Source organism: Gelidibacter salicanalis (genome assembly GCF_016469035.1).
GTDB lineage: Bacteria > Bacteroidota > Bacteroidia > Flavobacteriales > Flavobacteriaceae > Gelidibacter > Gelidibacter salicanalis_A.
The window spans coordinates 1-19,312 of sequence record NZ_JAEHJZ010000009.1 but is presented as its reverse complement, the minus strand read 5'-3'; the positions used below and the strand labels follow the sequence as shown (position 1 = coordinate 19,312).

General features: G+C 37.1%; 6 protein-coding genes. 3 read left to right on the top strand and 3 right to left on the bottom strand.

The window, feature by feature from the left end; all coding sequences use genetic code 11:
• The first annotated feature begins 213 nt into the window (after nt 1-213).
• Nucleotides 214-2,610 carry a phosphoenolpyruvate synthase gene (ppsA, locus tag JEM65_RS05850; protein ID WP_199598003.1) on the top strand — a complete coding sequence of 799 codons (2,397 nt, stop codon included), beginning with the start codon at nt 214-216 and terminating at the stop codon, nt 2,608-2,610.
• A 42-nt stretch (nt 2,611-2,652) separates the two neighbouring features.
• Nucleotides 2,653-11,340, top strand: coding sequence for a GH36-type glycosyl hydrolase domain-containing protein (locus JEM65_RS05845; protein ID WP_199598002.1), 8,688 nt, complete (start codon nt 2,653-2,655; stop codon nt 11,338-11,340).
• Between the two features lie 1,448 nt (nt 11,341-12,788).
• On the opposite strand, the gene JEM65_RS05840 is transcribed toward JEM65_RS05845, so the two are convergent.
• Entirely contained in the window at nt 12,789-13,295 is a 507-nt protein-coding gene (locus JEM65_RS05840) for a hypothetical protein (RefSeq protein WP_199598001.1), read from the bottom strand.
• A 220-nt stretch (nt 13,296-13,515) separates the two neighbouring features.
• Here JEM65_RS05840 and JEM65_RS05835 point away from each other — a divergent pair, with 220 nt between their 5' ends.
• A complete protein-coding gene (locus JEM65_RS05835) occupies nt 13,516-13,857 on the top strand; it encodes a YtxH domain-containing protein (RefSeq protein WP_199598000.1) in 342 nt (113 codons plus the stop codon).
• A gap of 338 nt (nt 13,858-14,195) precedes the next feature.
• Here the strand turns inward: JEM65_RS05835 and JEM65_RS05830 are convergent, their stop codons facing one another.
• Both JEM65_RS05830 and JEM65_RS05825 read right to left on the bottom strand, forming a co-directional pair.
• Entirely contained in the window at nt 14,196-15,266 is a 1,071-nt protein-coding gene (locus JEM65_RS05830; protein WP_199597999.1) for a response regulator, read from the bottom strand.
• A gap of 45 nt (nt 15,267-15,311) precedes the next feature.
• The gene (locus JEM65_RS05825; protein WP_199597998.1) at nt 15,312-18,941 is read right to left on the bottom strand and encodes a PAS domain S-box protein; all 3,630 of its coding nucleotides are present in this window, start codon (nt 18,939-18,941) and stop codon (nt 15,312-15,314) included.
• Between the last annotated feature and the right edge of the window lie 371 nt (nt 18,942-19,312).

Here is a 19,312-nt window from a genome sequence, read left to right as displayed (position 1 = left end):
TTTTAGAGGCTTTTACAAACCCCTACCTTACCGTATCACTCAAACTTTCGGAAGAGTTTCCTAATACCACTTTTACTTTTAGAACTGACGTAGCTTATAAGTTTAACTATCCATATGTAACTTGATTCACGCAGCAAAATATTAATCCACTGACCTGCATCATTTTAAGACATCCAATATTGAAGTATTTTTAACCTTATTAAAACTAAAAGTATGGAGACACGTATAAAAAAATTCGGCGAAGTTGGTATTAAGGATGTTGGTAGTGTTGGAGGCAAAAACGCATCTTTAGGAGAAATGTATAATGAATTAACCTCAAAAGGTGTCCGTATTCCAAATGGTTTTGCAACAACCTCGTTTGCTTTTTGGGAATTTCTGAAGAAGAACGATATTCAAACACAAATAGAAAACATTTTAAATGAATTGGACAAAAATGCCTATTCTAATCTCGAAGACATCGGAAAACGGACAAGAGATCTTATCTTAGGGGCTACTATTTCCTCAAATTTTAAAGAAGAGATTATATCTGAATATACTACTTTATGTGGTAAAGAATTAAAAGAGGTTGCCGTGCGAAGCAGTGCTACAGCCGAAGATCTTCCAGATGCCAGTTTTGCTGGACAGCACGACACCTATTTGAATATAAAAGGAAACGACGCCTTAATTCAGACTGTTAAAAAATGTTTTGCTTCTTTGTATACCAATCGCGCCTTAAAATATAGAGAGGATAAAGGTTTCAAACACCACGATGTTGCTTTGTCTGTTGGTGTGCAACTTATGGTAAGAGCAGATAAAGGATGTTCTGGAGTTGGGTTTACCATCGATCCGGAATCAGGATTTGAAAACATTATGCTACTGTCCGGGGTTTGGGGATTGGGAGAGAATATTGTTCAAGGTGTTGTTACCCCCGACGAATTCTATATTTTTAAACCGAGTTTGGCACAAGGTTATTACCCAATTGTTCAAAAGAATATGGGTGATAAAAAGTTAACCATGGTGTATGCTAATGAAAAGGAAAAAACAACCATTGTAAACATAAAAACAACAAAAAAGAAACAGCTGCGATTTGTCTTGTCAGACAATGAAATCATCGAATTGTCAAGGTGGGCAAAAATAATCGAAGACCACTATAAAAAACCGATGGATATAGAGTGGGCAAAAGATGGCATCACAGATGAGATGTTCATAACACAAGCCCGTCCAGAAACAGTACACCAGACAGGGAGTAAAAAACTCATTATTGAATATACACTTTTAAAGAAGGGGCAATTATTATCTCAAGGCAATGCCGTAGGGTCAAAAATAAGCATCGGTAAAGCCCAACTGTTAAAATCTCCAAGAAATGTAGGCATCTTACCGGTCGATACCATTATTGTAACCGATACCTTAACTCCAGATTGGGATCCATTGTTAAAACAAGTAGCCGGCATCGTTACCAATAAAGGTGGCCGAACAAGCCATGCCGCCATTGTGGCTCGTGAGTTAGGTGTCCCCGCAATTGTAGGCTGTGGTAATGCCACAAGAGCCATTGCAGAAGGTGAAGATATTACTATTTCATGTGCAGAGGGGAATGTTGGGTATATATATCAGGGAAAAGGCACATATAGCAAAAAGGAAATAAATTTTTCCAATATTAAAACGCCTAAAACTGAAGCAAAACTAATACTCGCAAATCCCGATAGTGCTTTCCAACTATCCCAATATCCTAATAGTGGTGTAGGTTTATTACGTATGGAATTTATCATTACCCATCATGTTAAAGTACATCCTATGGCATTGGTAAAATTTAATAAGATCACAGACAATTCAATACAGAAAGAAATTAAAAAAATTACCGAAACATACCCAGATAAGGAGGATTATTTTGTCGATAAATTATCGCAAGGTATCGCCACTATCGCTGCGGCCTTTTATCCAAAAGAAGTGATTGTACGTTTAAGCGATTTTAAAACCAATGAATATGCAAACCTCATTGGTGGAAAAGATTTTGAACCTCATGAAGAAAACCCGATGCTAGGTTTTAGAGGTGCAGCACGGTATTATAGCGATTTGTACAAAGAAGGTTTTGCATTGGAATGTAAAGCCATTAAAAGAGTACGCGAGCAAATGGGATTAACTAACTTAAAGGTGATGGTTCCTTTTTGTAGAACCATTGAAGAAGGCAAAAAGGTATTGACTGTAATGGAAGAAAATGGATTAAAACGCGGTGTCAATAACCTTGAAATATATACAATGGTAGAACTCCCTAGCAATGTGATTTTAGCCGAACAATTTGCCGAGATCTTTGACGGGTTCTCAATTGGCTCCAATGATCTCACACAACTTACACTGGGTATTGACAGAGATTCTGAATTATTGATGAACCTCTTTGATGAGAATAATGAAGCACCAAAGCAGTTTATTAAAATGGCCATCCAGTCTGCTAAAAAAACAAATACTAAAATAGGGTTATGCGGTGAAGCACCAAGTGACTACCCCGAATTTGCCTCATTTTTGGTCAATGAAGGCATTGATAGCATTTCTTTCAATCCAGATGCTCTTTTGCAAGGCATAGAAAACATCAATAAAGCTGAAAAACAAATGGCTAACAAAAATATGGTTCATGGTTAGAGAATTAAACGACTATCATTTTCACCAATCAATCCAACTCATATGAAAGTTAAAAGCACTACAGTTATTGAAATGTTATCTCGAATGCGTAAATATTTTCAAAAGCGCAATGCCTTTTTAAATTCTACTGCGTCAGATCCCATTCGCTCAGAATTATACAACTTCGACCAAATGATAACCCATGCCAGTATAGTGGCACGGTCTCATAAAACCTTCAAGGGCAAGCGCAGTGATAAGCTTTTAAAAAGATTGGATGACAATGAAAGCACCCTCATTGAGGTCCGGAACTTATTGGTTGAAAGCATTCAATTAGGCCAGGTAATCACACCTGCGGCAGAATGGCTCCTAGATAATTTTTATTTAATTGAGGAACAGATTGTTACTTCTAAAAAACACCTACCTAAAAAATATAGCGAAGGTTTGCCTTATCTGGCCAATGGAAGCTCCAAAGGTATGCCCCGGGTGTATGATATCGCTCTCGAAATAATTGCACACAGTGATTGCCGCATCGACTCAAATGGATTAAAAGGTTTTATCTCGGCTTATCAATCAGAAAAAATTCTGACCCTAGGAGAATTATGGGCTATCCCGATCATGATGAAGCTTGCTGTTATCGAAAATCTTAGAAGGATTGCTGAAAAAATAGCTCTTGATATGATTGACCATAACATAGCAGATTATTGGAGCGATAAAATGATCGAAACAGTAAAAAAAGATCCTGTCGATTTGGTATTGACCATTGCAAATATGGCCAAATCCGACATTATTTTAAATAGTCCGTTTGTTGCGGGATTTATCCGAAAACTGCAAGGAAAAGGCCCCGCCTTTGCTTTACCGCTAAGCTGGATGGAGCAACAATTATCCAAGGAGGGGATTGTTGGTGCTGACCTGGTTTATCACGAAAACCAAAAACAGGCCGCTGATCAGGTATCCGTTAAAAATAGCATTGGCACGTTGCGCTTCATCGGAACAACTGACTGGCGTAAATTTGTAGAAACCTCAAGTATAGTAGAGCAAACCTTACGGAAAGACATCACAGGTATTTACCCACAATTGGATTTTACTACACGAGACAGATACAGGCATGTGATTGAAAGTATTGCTGCGCACAGTGCTCTTTCTGAAATAGAAATTGCAGAGAAAACTATTGAATTAACTAAAAAATCCCATGCAACAGCTATACATCCTGACAGACAAAATCATGTAGGTTATTACCTGATAGGTGAAGGCTTTTACCAATTAAAGGATGCCACGAAGATGCGCTTTAATTTAAAGCAAAGTCTGACCAGTTTCATGGAAAAAAGACCAGTTTTCATTTATCTTTCTTTAATATCCTTTCTTACATTGGCTTTTGCTTTTGGGTTGCTCTCGGTAGCTTGGATCCATGGCGATTTTAGCTGGCAATTCCTTATTCTGTTAGCGCTTTTATGTATGGTTGGCTCGGCTCATTTGGCTATTTCCTTCTCCAACTGGCTGGCAACTTTATGGATAAAACCAAAAATTTTACCTAGACTGGATTTTTCAAAAGGAATCCCTGTTGAATACCGCACTTTGGTAACAATTCCGTCAATGCTTTCAAGCAAAAAGGAAATTGAAGATAACGTGGAAGCACTCGAAATACGCTTTTTGGCAAATCGTGGCGAAAACTTACACTTCAGTCTTTTAACCGATTTTACCGATGCGGACTCTGAAACAAAACCCGATGACCAGTCGTTTCTAAATCTGGTGAGTGAAAGAATCCAACAATTGAATGAGAAATACAACCAGCCAGGACAGCCGGATATTTTTTATCTTTTCCACCGTGCGAGAAAATGGAACCCAAAAGAAGATAAATGGATGGGGTATGAGCGAAAAAGAGGGAAACTGTCCGCCTTAAATGCACTGTTAAGAGATGAAGATAAAAATGATTTTAGTCGGATTGTTGGAGATTACGGAGATCTAAAAAGTATAAAATATATAATCACTCTTGATACAGATACTAAGTTGCCAAGGGATACCGCTTGGAAATTAATTGCCACTATGGTGCATCCGTTGAATATTGCGGTCTATGACGAAAGAAAAAAGCGGGTGGTACAAGGGTATGGAATTTTGCAACCAAGAGTAGCCTCAGATTTTCCTAAAAGTAAAACGTCTCTTTATTTGCGCCTACAAGGGGACATGAAAGGGATAGATCCTTACACCCGGGCGTCTTCTGACGTTTACCAGGACATCTTTGAAGAAGGCTCTTTTATTGGGAAGGGTATCTACGATGTCGATATATTTGAAAAAGTTGTGGGCAACCTTTTTCCCGACAACCGGATCCTTAGTCATGATCTATTAGAAGGATGCTATACGCGATCAGGTTTGTTAAGCGATGTTATATTATATGAAAAGAATCCTTCCAGCTATGAAGAGGATATAAAGCGCCATCATCGCTGGATCAGGGGCGATTGGCAAATAGCCGCGTGGATATTGCCCTTTGCGAGAAATAAAAAGGGTGAGTTTGTCAGAAACAACCTTTCTCTTTTATCGCGTTGGAAAATTGTGGATAATCTGCGCAGAAGCGTGTTGCCTCTTTCTCTTTTATTGATTTTTATTCTTGGCTGGTTCATCTTGCCCAAACCATGGTTTTGGACACTTACCGTTACTATTATTATCCTATTACCAGTAATGGCTGCAGCTTTTCTGCGGTTAATACGTCGTCCGGAAGATATAGACTTTAAAGCCCATCTTTCCGAAGTAGGTAACTCTGTCAAGGAAGTATTATTGCGCTTTATATTTGGGATAGCTGTATTGCCGTATGAATCGTATCGGTTCACAAATGCGATCATCCAAACCAACTGGAGAATGATTGTTAGCGGTAAAAAACTTTTGGAATGGACACCATCTGCCGCCGCTTCCAAAGAATCAAAAAATAATTACTGGTTCATTTATCGAAAAATGTGGATTGGGCCAGTGTTGTCTTTTATCTGCCTTGTATTATTTCTATATTCAAATTTACCGGCGTTTTTTGTTTCCATTCCTATTCTTACTTTATGGTTTCTTTCGCCCACTATTGCCTGGGGATTAAGTCTGACGGAAAAAGAAGAAGTTCCCGATCTTACCCGGACACAAAAAATATTTCTTCATAAAGCGGCCAGAAAAACATGGCGCTTTTTTGAACACTTTGTGAATAAAGGCGAAAACTGGTTGCCACCGGACAATTTCCAACAGCATCCTAATCCAGTAATCGCCCACCGTACCTCGCCTACCAATATAGGCCTCTCTTTGCTGGCTAATCTTACAGCATATGATTTTGGGTATATCACAATGGGGCAAATGCTTTCTAGATGCAACAGCACCCTCAAAACATTACATGAGATGGAGCGCTACAAGGGCCATTTTTATAATTGGTATGACACCCAATCCTTAGCTATCATGAGACCCGCGTATGTATCCACAGTGGATAGTGGCAATCTGGTGGGGCATCTTCTTATTTTGCGACAAGGTATTTTAGCGTTTAAATCCAATCCAATTTTCAATATTGAAAGCTATAATGGTCTTTACTCTACAATAGGAGTTATAAAGGATTTGCTGAAAGATGAAAAGGATGAAACTATAGAAACTATAGAAAATTTACTAGGCAATGCTATTCGTGAAAAGAACAAATCTTTGTCAGTAATAAAGAGAAATTTCGATGACCTGATGGCTCTCGGCGAGAATCTCACAGTGTTTGATGAGCATTTGGAAATCGGTAAATGGATGCTTCAATTAAAAAATCAAATTGAAAACACTCGAGAAGATTTATACAGACAAATTCCTTGGTTGCATCTATTGCCCATTCCGGAATCATTTACTGGTTTATCAAAATTGGACTTTAATCATTCGCTTCTCTCTCTTCGAGAAATAAATGGTGAGTTAAGTCAACAAATTGATCAATACAAAAATGAAACAAGCGGGGAGGCTGACTGGCTGATAAAAGTAGAAACTGCTTTAAAAAATGGAGTCGATTTTATTCCGGAAAAACTCACTTATATTGAAGAATTGGCCGAGCAATTGGAGCAATTGAGCATTGTGGATTATGAATTTTTAATAGATAAAAACACTTATCATCTTTCCATAGGTTATAATGTGGATGAGTTGCGGAGAGATGATAGCTTTTATGATATGCTGGCTTCAGAAGCGAGAATGGGCGTTTTTGTGGGCATTGCACAGGGACTATTATCTCAGGAAAGCTGGTTCTCCTTGGGCCGTTTACTCACCGATTCGAAAGATGGGGCTATTTTACTCTCTTGGAGCGGATCGATGTTCGAATATTTGATGCCTCAATTAGTTATGCCAACCTATGAAAACACGTTATTACATGCTACCAATATTGCTATGGTAAAACGGCAGATAGAATACGCTAAAAAACGTGATGTGCCTTGGGGCATCTCCGAATCTGGTTATAACAGTGTGGATGCCAGCTTGAATTATCAATACCACGCTTTCGGGGTGCCAGGGTTGGGATTGAAGCGCGGATTAGAGGAAGATCTAGTCATAGCACCGTATGCTAGCATGCTGGCTTTAATGGTTGCGCCTAAAAAAGCCGCATCTAATTTAGAACTTTTATCGGAGAAAGGTTTAGAAGGGGAATACGGTTTTTTAGAAGCCATTGATTATACCAAAACACGTTTACCTCGTGGCGAAAACCATGTGCTGATCAATTCCTTTATGGCTCATCATCAGGGGATGGGATTCTTATCTTTTGCGTATGTCTTATTAAACAAACCAATGCAAAATCGATTTGCAGCGGAATTGCGCTTTCAGGCGACATTGCCACTATTGCAGGAACGGATTCCTAAGCGATCCATTTTTCATGCGCATACGGCTAAAATTACTGAGATACACACTACGGAAGCACATGCACAATTAAGAGTCATAAATACACCCAATACACCTATACCCGAAGTACAATTACTCAGTAATGGTAAATACCAGGTCATGGTAACCAATTCAGGAGGAGGCTACAGCCGCTGGAAAAACATATCAGTAACAAGATGGCGTGAAGATGCTATTAAAGATAATTACGGCATTTTTTGTTATATAAAAGATGTCGATAGTGGGAATTTCTGGTCTAACACCTACCATCCCACCCTTCAGTCTTCCGAAAATTATGAAACTATATTTTCTCAGGGAACCATCGAGTTTCGACGGCAGGATTTTGGTTTTGAAACTAAAACCCAAATTGTGGTTTCCCCTGAAGATAATGTAGAAATAAGAAAAATAAAAATTACGAACCGGTCGAAATCCTCAAAAATTCTGGAAGTTACGAGTTATACAGAGATTGTTTTGGCAACCCAGGCCTCTGACGAAGCTCATCCTGCATTCAGTAATCTTTTTGTTCAAACAGATATCCAACCTGAATATAATGCTGTTTTTGCCACAAGAAGACCGCGTTCCAAAGATGAAATGCCACCCCATTTATTCCATTTAATGGATGCCTATGGAGCGGAAGTGGAAGAAGTGTCGTTTGAAACAGACCGCATGCAATTTATTGGTAGGGGAAGAACCTTGGCTAATCCTCAGGCGCTTGATATCGGTAAATTAGCTGGCAACCAAGGTGCCGTTTTAGATCCTGTAATGGCTACAAAATACCGGATCACCATTAAGCCATTCAGCACTGCAACCATCGACCTTATATATGGTATTTGTGAAAGTCGCGAAGAAAGTGAATCGCTCATGCATAAATACAGGGATAAGAATCTTAAAAAACGAGCACTGGATCTTTCCTGGACGCATAGTCAGGTTTTGTTAAGGCAAATAAATGCCACGGAAGTGGATGCCCAACTATTTGGAAAATTAGCCGCTTCGATTATTTATTCAAATCCGGCTCTGCGCGCCAATGAGACCGTGATCAAAAACAATTTCAGAGGTCAGTCAGGACTTTGGAGCCATTCAGTATCCGGCGACTTGCCGATCGTTTTGTTACAAATATTCAACTCGGAAAATCTGGATTTGGTTACACAAATGATTAAGGCTCACGGGTATTGGCAACTAAAAGGCTTGACCGTAGATCTCGTGATCTGGAATGAGGACCATGGTTCATACCGACACGAATTGCAAGACCAGATCTTAGGAATGATTTCAGCTGGTGACTCATTGACCAGCCATATCCCAGGAAAAATATATGTAAAATCAACCGATCAAATTTCCTCAGAGGACCGTATCTTATTTGAAAGCGTTGCCAAAATCATTATTACCGATACTGATGGCTCCCTATCAAAGCAAATATCAAGGCAGTACAGAGAAATAGGTTCGTCACCTTTATTAGATGTTAAACACCAAACTTCCGAAAAAATTAGTGTTGAAAATGTAGTGATGCCACAAGACCTTAAATTTTTCAATGGAACGGGAGGTTTTACGTCAGATGGAAAAGAATATAAAATTCTAATTGATAAAGAGGTAACTACGCCGGCACCCTGGGTGAACGTTATTGCAAATCCTACTATTGGAACAGTAGTTTCTGAAAGTGGCTCAGCCTACACTTGGGCCGTGAATGCACATGAATATCGCATTACTCCCTGGCATAATGATCCGGTGACAGACATGGGAGGTGAAGCTTTTTACCTGCGTGATGAGGATACCGGACTATTTTGGTCGCCGGCGCCATTTCCTATAAAAAGCGAATCGAATTATATGACGACACATGGCTTTGGTTATACCGGTTATGAACATATAGAAAACGGCATAGCATCCAAAATGAAAGTGTTTGTGGACAAGGAGGCACCCGTAAAGTTTGTAGTGCTTACCATAAAAAACAATACAGACCGATTACGAAAACTTTCTGCTACAGGCTACCTAGAAATTATATTGGGTGATGTCCGCTCTAAAACCAACATGCATGTTCTTTCAGAGTATGATGTACAGTGTGGCGCTTTGTTCTTTCGTAACAATTACAATGATGCTTTTGCCAACCGGGTAGTGTTTTTTAAGATTATTGGTGTGAATAAATACAGTAATACCACTGACCGTTCGAAGTTTATTGGCCGAAACAGGAATCTTTCCAATCCCCAGGCTTTATACCGTCAAGATCTTAGAGGGAAAATTGGGGCCGGACGAGACACCTGCGCTGGTTTACAAGGAAAATTTAATTTATTGGCAGGAGAAGAAAGAGAGGTTGTTTTTCTTATTGGTAGTGGCGAGGACAAGGCCTCAGCTATAAAACTCACTCAGGATTTTTCAAACCTGAATGTAATTAAACAATCTTATGACCAGATGAAGGACTACTGGAATGAGATCGTAACTACGGTGCAGGTTCAAACCCCAAATGAGTCTTTAAATCTTTTGGCCAATGGATGGCTTACCTATCAAACCATCGCTTCTAGATTGTTTGCACGTAGTGGATTCTATCAATCCGGAGGCGCCTTTGGTTTCAGAGACCAAATTCAGGATGTGCTGTCCTTATTGCACAATAAACCTGAGTTTGCCCGTAAACAAATTCTTTTAAATGCCTCCCGACAATTTACGGAAGGTGATGTCCAGCATTGGTGGCATCCACCGGTAGGAAGAGGCGTGCGCACCAATTGTTCTGATGATTTGTTATGGCTGCCATTTGTGGTTTATAGATATTTAAATGCTACTGGTGATTTGGAAATACTGAATGAGCAAACCGGATTTTTAGAATCCAGACTGTTGCTTGAAGGCGAAGACTCCCTATATGATTTACCAATCAGTGGAACTTCAAGTTCCAACTTGTACCACCATTGTCGTCTCGCTATAAATCATAGCTTCCGTTTTGGAAAACACGGCTTGCCGCTAATCGGTTCTGGTGATTGGAATGACGGCATGGATCAAGTAGGGAATGAAGGCAAAGGAGAAAGTGTTTGGCTGGCATTTTTCCTTTATGATATTCTAACCAATTTTGAGCAAGTCGCCACTAAATATGGTGATACTAAATTTGCTTCAACCTGTAAAGAAGAAGCCATTAAATTACAATCCAATATTGAGAAGTCTGCTTGGGACGGTGAATGGTATAAACGCGCCTGGTTTGATGACGGAACACCTCTAGGATCAAAAGTAAATGAAGAATGTCGCATTGATGCCATCTCCCAAAGTTGGTCTGTATTGACTGGCGCTGCACCAGAAGACAGAAGGAACCAAGCCATGGATTCCTTAAATAAAAACCTGGTCAAAAGAGATATGAAAATCATCCAGCTTTTAGATCCGCCGTTTGACACCTCTGATTTGAACCCGGGATATATCAAAGGATATGTGCCAGGCGTAAGAGAAAATGGAGGGCAATATTCGCATGCTGCTATCTGGACTTTAATGGCTTTTGCAGCGCTGGGAGACAGGAAGACAGCCTATGAACTCTTTAGTATGGTACAACCTGTTAATCATGCCTTAAATCAGGAGGATGTGCAGACTTATAAAGTCGAGCCTTATGTGATGGCTGCTGATGTTTACGCCAATGAAACCCATCGAGGCCGTGGCGGATGGACCTGGTACACCGGTTCCTCAGGTTGGATGAATCAATTTATTATTGGTTCCTTGTTAGGTATGGAACTTCTCGTGGATAAACTGAAGTTCACACCCTGCTACCCTGAAGAATGGCCTTCAGTAACTATTAGTTACCGTTTTAAAACTACTCCGTACAATATCACAGTATTTCAGGAAAAAGACACTGAAGGATCGTGGTGGAAAATGGAAAATGAGCAGGGCAAAGGGAATATTTTCCCACTAAAAGATGATGGTATACTCCATGAGGTCGAGGTTCATATCTCGATTTAGGAGATGCCCCATCTTCCTAACCTTTTCAATACTGAAGGTTGTCACTCATTACCATAAAACAGAAAGTTCAATAACATAAAAGCAGTTATAAAATGGCGACACTGACCTGGGTCATTTCCAAAAGCAACAAACCATCGTAAATTAGCAGTAGAATTAAAGATTACAATGTTCTTTGATGATATAAAATAGAGATTCCTTGCTGTAGCTGTACAGAGGAATCGCAGGTGTCAAAAAATTCTTAAGGATTGAAGTTACTATGTTGACTTTCTATAAGGTGCATATAACATTAAAAGATTCTAAAGAATAATTTGCACCAAGAATCTGGGACGGTAAAATGTCCCAGATTCTTTTTAAAAAATTGATTATAAACTACTGTAAAGCAAGTGTAACCAGTATGAGGCCATTGAATTTATTTTACCAGAATCGACGATTTCTAAAATTCTAGAAATGGAAGATTTGATTGGTTGTTTGGTAGAGATAAAATGAATCGTCTCAAAAAGAAACTGGAAGTTTCGGCTTCCAGTTTTTATTAAAAAAAAGATCCAAACTGATTCAGGTCATTTTATATGGGGGTAAACTGCTTTAAATTAGCAATTTAATTAAAGATTGGATAGTTCTTTGAATTTGAAAATATAAACAAAGGTTCCTTGCTGTAGCTGTACAGAGGAATCGCAGGTGTCAAAAAATTCTTAAAGGTTGAAGTTATTATGTTGACTTTTTATAAAGTGTATATGATATCACTAAATTCTAAAGAATAATTTGCACCAAGAATCTGGGACGGTGAAAAGTTCCAGATTCTTTTAAAAAATTGGTTATAAACTACTGTAAAGCAAGTGTAACCAGTATGAAGCGATTGAATTTGTTTTACTAAGATTGATTTGTCCAAGTATTTTAGAAAATAAAATGCGTAAAGAATTGATTGGACGTATAAATAAAATGAATCGTCTCAACAGGAAACTGGAAGTCTCGGCTTCCAGTTTCTATTTTTAAAAATTTGACGTCTATTTTACGTCATTTGTCCATTTATCTTATAGCGTTAAATGACAACCTAATTACCGAGATAGTAATTTGAAAACATACAGGTTCCTGGTGTGAGATCGAGCAACAGACCTAGTTGGCAAAGCGTTCTTAAAAGCTTTAAGCGTATCGTATTGACTTTTTATTAAGTGTATGCAATACCTAAAGGTTTTAGAGAATGCGTTGTACCAAGAATCTGGGGCAGTAAAATGTCTCAGATGATCTTAAAAACATTGATTATTTATGCTATAATCAATATGAAGCATCTCTTATAGATCATCAACATTTTAATTTGTTTTAGTAGTCTGGAAAGATATTATTTTAAACACTTAAAAATTGGTAAACATATGAGAGTGCTTCATAAGAAACGAGAAGTTTGGGCTTCTCGTTTTTTGTTTTTATGCTGTGTAAAGCAGCAAAACTATTTTGAGTTATTTAAATTTCGCATATTCTATAGGATTATTTAGTAGCTCATCCAATTCTTGTGTTTTATCTTCAAAACCTCTTAAAATCAATAAGTATTGTCCACTATTCAACTGTTTCAGATATGTTGTTGCTTGTGCTTCACTCCCACCCATTCCTCTAAAAATACCATATGGTCCAGAAGATAAGGTAGCGAGACACTTCCCGTTTATTTTATGAAGAAATGTGGTTACTAAAGCGCCTGCAATAAATACAGAACCACTTTCTGGATTGTAAAAACTTCCAAAATTCACCCTCTCTCCTAATAAATCTTCCCAATACGCTTTTATCATATTGGTATCCTTTGAGATTTCTATGTTTTTATCACCATAAAATTGAGCCACGCTTCCCAGTACTGAAACCTGAAAGTGAGAAGTCTTTTCTTCTAAGTGTTTTAAATCATTCTCTAGTTGTGAAAGATCTTGATAAGCTCTTAAATAAATCTGTTTTTGCTCTATGTTGCAATTATCTGTCATCCTTATAAAAAAATATGTATTGAACCAAATATCAATCGAATATAACCTAAACTAAAAATATTAAAAATGATGTAGGTCAATCGCCCAAAAACCAGTCTATACTCATATGGTTAAAAAATAACCTACCCAACATTAACAACTGATCTACATCATTTTATACCAAACCATCTCTTCATACATTTACCGTACAGAAATTACCATAACTTAAATAATCAATATCATGGAAAACAGAAACAGAAAAATGGCGCTGGTCCTGTTAACAGGTGCAGCTGTTGGTGCAGTAATTGGCGCAGGAATGGGAGTTCTTTTTGCTCCACGCAAAGGCAGTAAAACCAGAAGAATAATAAGACATTCAGCAGTAGGTACTAAGCATGACGTTTCAAACTGGTTGAAACATGCCAAAGATGAACTCACCAAAACTGCACACGAAAAAAAGGAAGCCTTTGCTAAAAAATTAGATGAGACTGTTTCTAGCATGAGCTATAAAGCAGAAGATATCATTACATCCTTAGAAGCTAAACTCGAAGATCTTAAAAAGAAAAACGCGCAACTACAAAAATAGAGCTATATTGCTTCTGTTGAATTTAAAAAACGCGATGCACTAACGGACATCGCTTTAACTAAATTTGAGACCACTTAACAAACCCATAATCAGGCTTTTTTTCTCTACATGGTATTTTGATGGATTATGACCCCAAAACAACACCATCGTTTTGAAGAAAAGGACAAGCTTAGATGCTCCAGAGTTGTCAGATTTTAAAATAATTTTGGTTATCTTTTAAGAGCTTTTGAATAAATTATCAATACTTAAAAGGCATTTAAGGCCTTGCTGGATAAGAACTCGGCTCGCTTTGGGAGCTATCCAAATTAGAGCTTTGAAAGGTCTCAATCATGATAGTTTTACCCAAATAGTGCAATAGCCTTAAGGGCCTCTTTATCTTCTAATACTATTTTTCTGGCATTGCCTATGGTTATTAAACCTTCATCCTTAAATTCAGTAAGCATACGGATGGCTGTTTCTGTTGCAGTACCAATAATACCTGCAAAATCTTCTCTAGCGATGCTTATCCCATTATCTTCCTTATTCATTAAAATACCTTTATTATGTATGTCCAATAATGCTTTTGCAACACGCTGTCTTACGGTGGCATATGCCACATTTACCATTTGGTCCTGTACATCTACCAAATTGCAGGATATTAAACTTACAAACTTATTAGCCACATCTTTGTTTGAATTTAGAAGCGTTATAAAATCTAATTTGGGAATTTCATAAAGGTCAGCATCTTCAAGTATTGCAGCAGATTCAATATAGATGCCATGATCTGATAATAGCGATAACTGCCCCACAAAATGACCGGCGCCACTCAAACCTGTCACAAACTCCTTCCCTTTTTCGGTCGTTTTGTAAGTTTTTACAGCACCATTTTGTATATAATATAAGGAATTGGCCGTATTGCCTTCCATATAGATTACCTCTCTCCTATTGTATTTTTTTGGCGTATAATCTCTGGATAAATGGTCTAAATCCAAATAGTTTGAAGCGGCTTCAATAAATTGGGAAACGCCTTCAATGGTTTGAGAGTACTCTTTTTTTAAAAAGTCATGTTTTTTCAATCGGCATTCTATAGCCTCCAATAATTCATTTTCACTAAATGGTTTGGTCAAATAATCGTCCGCACCTAAATTCATACCTTTTCGTATGTCTATTTTTTCTGTTTTGGCAGTCAGAAAAATAAATGGAATACTGGCTGTTTTGGTGTTCTTGTTTAAATCTTGCAATACCTCATAACCATCTAATTCTGGCATCATAATATCACATACAATAATATCAGGGAGAAGTTGTTTGGCAATCGCAACCCCTACTTTTCCGTTTTCGGCTGTAGCAACTTTATAACCTGCAAGCTCTAAAATGTCAGCTGTGTTCTCACGCACATCTGCATTGTCTTCAATAATTAGTACTTTTTTCATAGAACAGTTATTTTTTATCACCAAGTTATAGGGAATCTCATTAGTTCATTCCTTCTTACCTATTGGAAACTCAACCCAAAAGGTTGTGCCACTATTTAATTTACTTTTTAAACGAATGGTCCCATTCATTAATTCAGTATAGTTTTTCACAATATTTAAACCCAACCCTGTACCTTCAATATTGACCGCATTTTTAGCTCTAAAAAAACGGTTAAATAAATGCCCTTGCTCTTCTTCTGGAATGCCAATTCCTTGATCTGAAATTTCTATGACTACTTTTTCTTGGGTTTGGAATATTTTAAAATCTATCTGGTTGGCATCTGATGCATATTTTGAAGCATTAGACAAAAGGTTATTGAGGATATGACGTAATAATTTTTTATCTAAAGACACAAAAAGCAATTTTCTATCACTCTTTAAAACAATATCTTGTCCTTTTTTTAAAGTTGGATTAATTCCTTTTATTATTTGTTTAGAAAAGGAAACTAAGTCAATCCGTTCTGGTGTTGAAACAACTTTTCCTTCTTCTAATTTGCTTAATGAGAGAAAGTCATTAAGGATAACCACAAGATTATTTACATTTTTTTCAATTTGACTCACATATTTTTGTCGTTTAGCCTCTTTTCCATGTTCATTTTGCCTACCAATTAAAATTGCCGATGTAAGTATAGCACTCAATGGGGTTCTAAATTCATGAGATGCCATAGCCACAAAGCGCGACTTCAATTCATTTAATTCTTGCTCTTTTTTTAAGGCATTTTGAATTTTGAACTCAATTTCTTTTTGGTGAGAAATATCGTTATATACATGCAGTGCGCAGCTTATTTGATTATTTTCATTAAATAAAGGGGCTGTATTTGTAGCAAAATATCTGCTTTTATAACAAACTTCAAAAGCGAGATACTGCCCACTAAGTGTTTTTCTGAAATTTTCCTTAATTCGAGATTTTCGTTTTTCAGAAAAAACAGTGATATCATTAACAATTGTACCGTTAGTAATAAACTGTTTTAATCCTAATTGAGCCAATGCTTCACCTTCAGCAAACAGCACTGTTAAATCTTTGTCCACAACAACAACAAAACCATTTGGAAAATTTTTAGCAATTTCTGAAGCAATATTTCTACTGGTAATCGCCTCACTTTCTATTTGTTTGGTAATGAGTACTTGATCTTCCAGATTAAGATTGGATGCTACCAATTCTTTTACGGTTGCCACAACTTCTTGTGTGCGCTCTTGCACTTTGTCTTCCAATTCTTGAGCGTATAGTTCTAACTGCTTTTTATTTTTTTGCAGGATTATAGTGTGATTATAATTTTCTATGGCAATACTTGCCAGATAGGTCATATCTAAAAGCATCTTTTTTTCGTTAGCCAAAGGTTGCCTTACAAATGCACTATAAACACAAAATGTTCCCAGCACTTGATCTGAAGATGACATAATAGGAAATGCCCAACATGATTTTAACCCATTTTTCAAGGCCTCTTCTCTATAATCTTCCCAAAGTGCACTTGTTTCTATATTAGAAACGATGACCTCTTTTTTTAAGAATGATGCAGTACCGCACGAACCTATTTTAGGACCAATAGCGCCCCCTTCAATGTATTCGCAGTATGCTTTTGGCAAATTTGGTGCTGCCAATTTGTGTAATGTTTTAGTTTCCTGATCCAATAGTAAAATAGAACCAACACAATCTTTAAGATGTATTTCTGCCGTATCAATAATTGTTTTAGCAATAGTTTTTAAAGGCTTGTATTGGGCAATTAATTCTAATATTTTTTGCATTCTATCTTTAAGATCTTCTGCTTTAGCCTTACTTGTAACATCGCTTTGTATCCCTATAAAGTGTGTTAATTTAACTTCTTTGTTATATACTGGTGTAATGGTTACATCATTCCAAAAAAGTGTTCCATTTTTTTTATAATTACGTAAAACCACATGACAAGCTTCGCCATTTGCAATCGCTTTTTTCATTATGTCAATCTCTTTTTGATCTCTGTCATCAGATTGCAACATATTGCAGTTTCTACCCAATATTTCTTCTTTGTTAAATCCTGTTAGTTTTTCAAACGCTTCGTTACAATAAATTATGGGTATCCCTAGTTTTTGTGCATCAGCAATTATGATACTATTACCTGCAGAAGCTAAAGCTCGGTCTTTAATGAGCAATTCTTCTTCTTGAGCTTTTTTATTTGTAATATTACGTGCAATGCACAGTGTTTTATTCTTACCAAATGGAACTAAACGGGCTTCAAAAATCATGAGTCCAGATAAAGTATCTCTTTCTATCTCAATAATTTCCATGGTTTTCGTTGACCCGACTCTCCTAAAAGCTTCAATAAGTTGTTTTGAGACTATCAATGGTGCTATTTCCATGATATTTTTGCCAAGCATCTGTTCTTTAGGCTTCGGCAACCACATAGGGTTTGGGGCATGCAATTCAAGGATGTTTTGGTGTTCATCTTGTACAGAAAACAAATCTGGAAGTGCGTTTAAAATAGCTTTACTTTTTAATTCTTCCTCCTCTATTTTATCTTTTAGCTTTTGTTTCTCTGTCGTATCTCTAACAATGGTTAAAAGCTTATGGTCGTTCATAAGCACCACACGTGCCTCATAATGTTCAATTCCATTTTTTCCTTGAACGCTATACTCTGTAGTCTGTAAGTCACCAGAAGTTATGACATTTTGATGGGATATTTTTATTTTTTTATAGATATAAGACGGTAATAGGTCTTTCATGTTTAGACCAATAAATTTTTCTGGTATCATAAACAATTTTTGAGGACTGTTGGCATACCAATCAAGATACACACCTTTGTGATCTTGGATAAACATCATATCAGGAACAGCCTCTAATAAAGCTTTTATTTTTGCTTCGCTACTGCGTAATTCCAATTCAGTTTCTTTCTGTGGTGTAATATCACTTATAAAACCTTCCAATGCTACAACTCCACCTTGGTCATTATAAACTGCCTCGCCTCTTTCCCAAACATATTTATTGGTGCCATTTTTATGGGTAATGTGATACTCAACACTGTACGGTTTTTTCAGCTTTACTGCACTTTGTATTCTTTCCCAAACAGTATCACGTTCTTCTACCAAAATGAGTTGACCATAAGCTATAGTGTAGTCTTTAAATGACTCAAAAGGATAGCCGGTAATTTCTAAACAGCCTTCGCTGATATATTCTATATCATAATTCCTGTTGTTTTTAGAACGGAACACAATTCCCTTTTGGTTATTGATCAAAGCATCAAACTTTCGGTTACTTTCTATCAGCTTGGCGTTTGTTTCTTTAATTGTTTTTAAATCGTTTTTCTGTTGCGTAGCATCACAAAAAAAAGCGATGGTTGCATTTTTACCGTCAATTGCAGTAGGACTCAAGCCGATGTTGACACTAAACGTGCTGCCATCCTTTTTCGTCCCCAACATATCAGTATTTTTTTCTGGGTGAGTGACATGCTTTTTGATATGAATTTTATATTGACGCTTGAGTTTTTCGGGAATAAGAATTTCGATATTCTGACCTAGTAATTCACCGGATCCATAACCAAATAGTAGTTCGCACGCAGGATTTGCTATCAAAATAAGCCCTTTTTCATTCACTACAATAATACCTTCTACCGAGGCTTCAAAAATATTCTGAAACAAATCTTTATTGTGAGTTGTGTTTTTCATCCGTATTAAATATTTTGAAAGAACAGAAAAATACTACATTCATTTAAGATGAATAATGACCACCAGAGTCTAAGAAATCTACCTGGCAAAATATTTAACTATAAATTTAGCAATGAAAACATTGATTTATAACCACTTATAACTATGTAAAGTTAATGGACTTAGAAATCATTTAACATGATATTCATCATAATAAATGATCTGGGTCATTATCTTGGTGAGAAGCCAAGACTGTTAATTTAGGGGTGCGGGGCTATACTATCTTCTAAACTTAGCATTCAAAATAAGACCTATTAATTTAAACATCAGTGTCCGGTAAAACAGGTGAAAAGTTTGCTATCCCCTTAAGCATGATCTGGTTCGAGAACTTA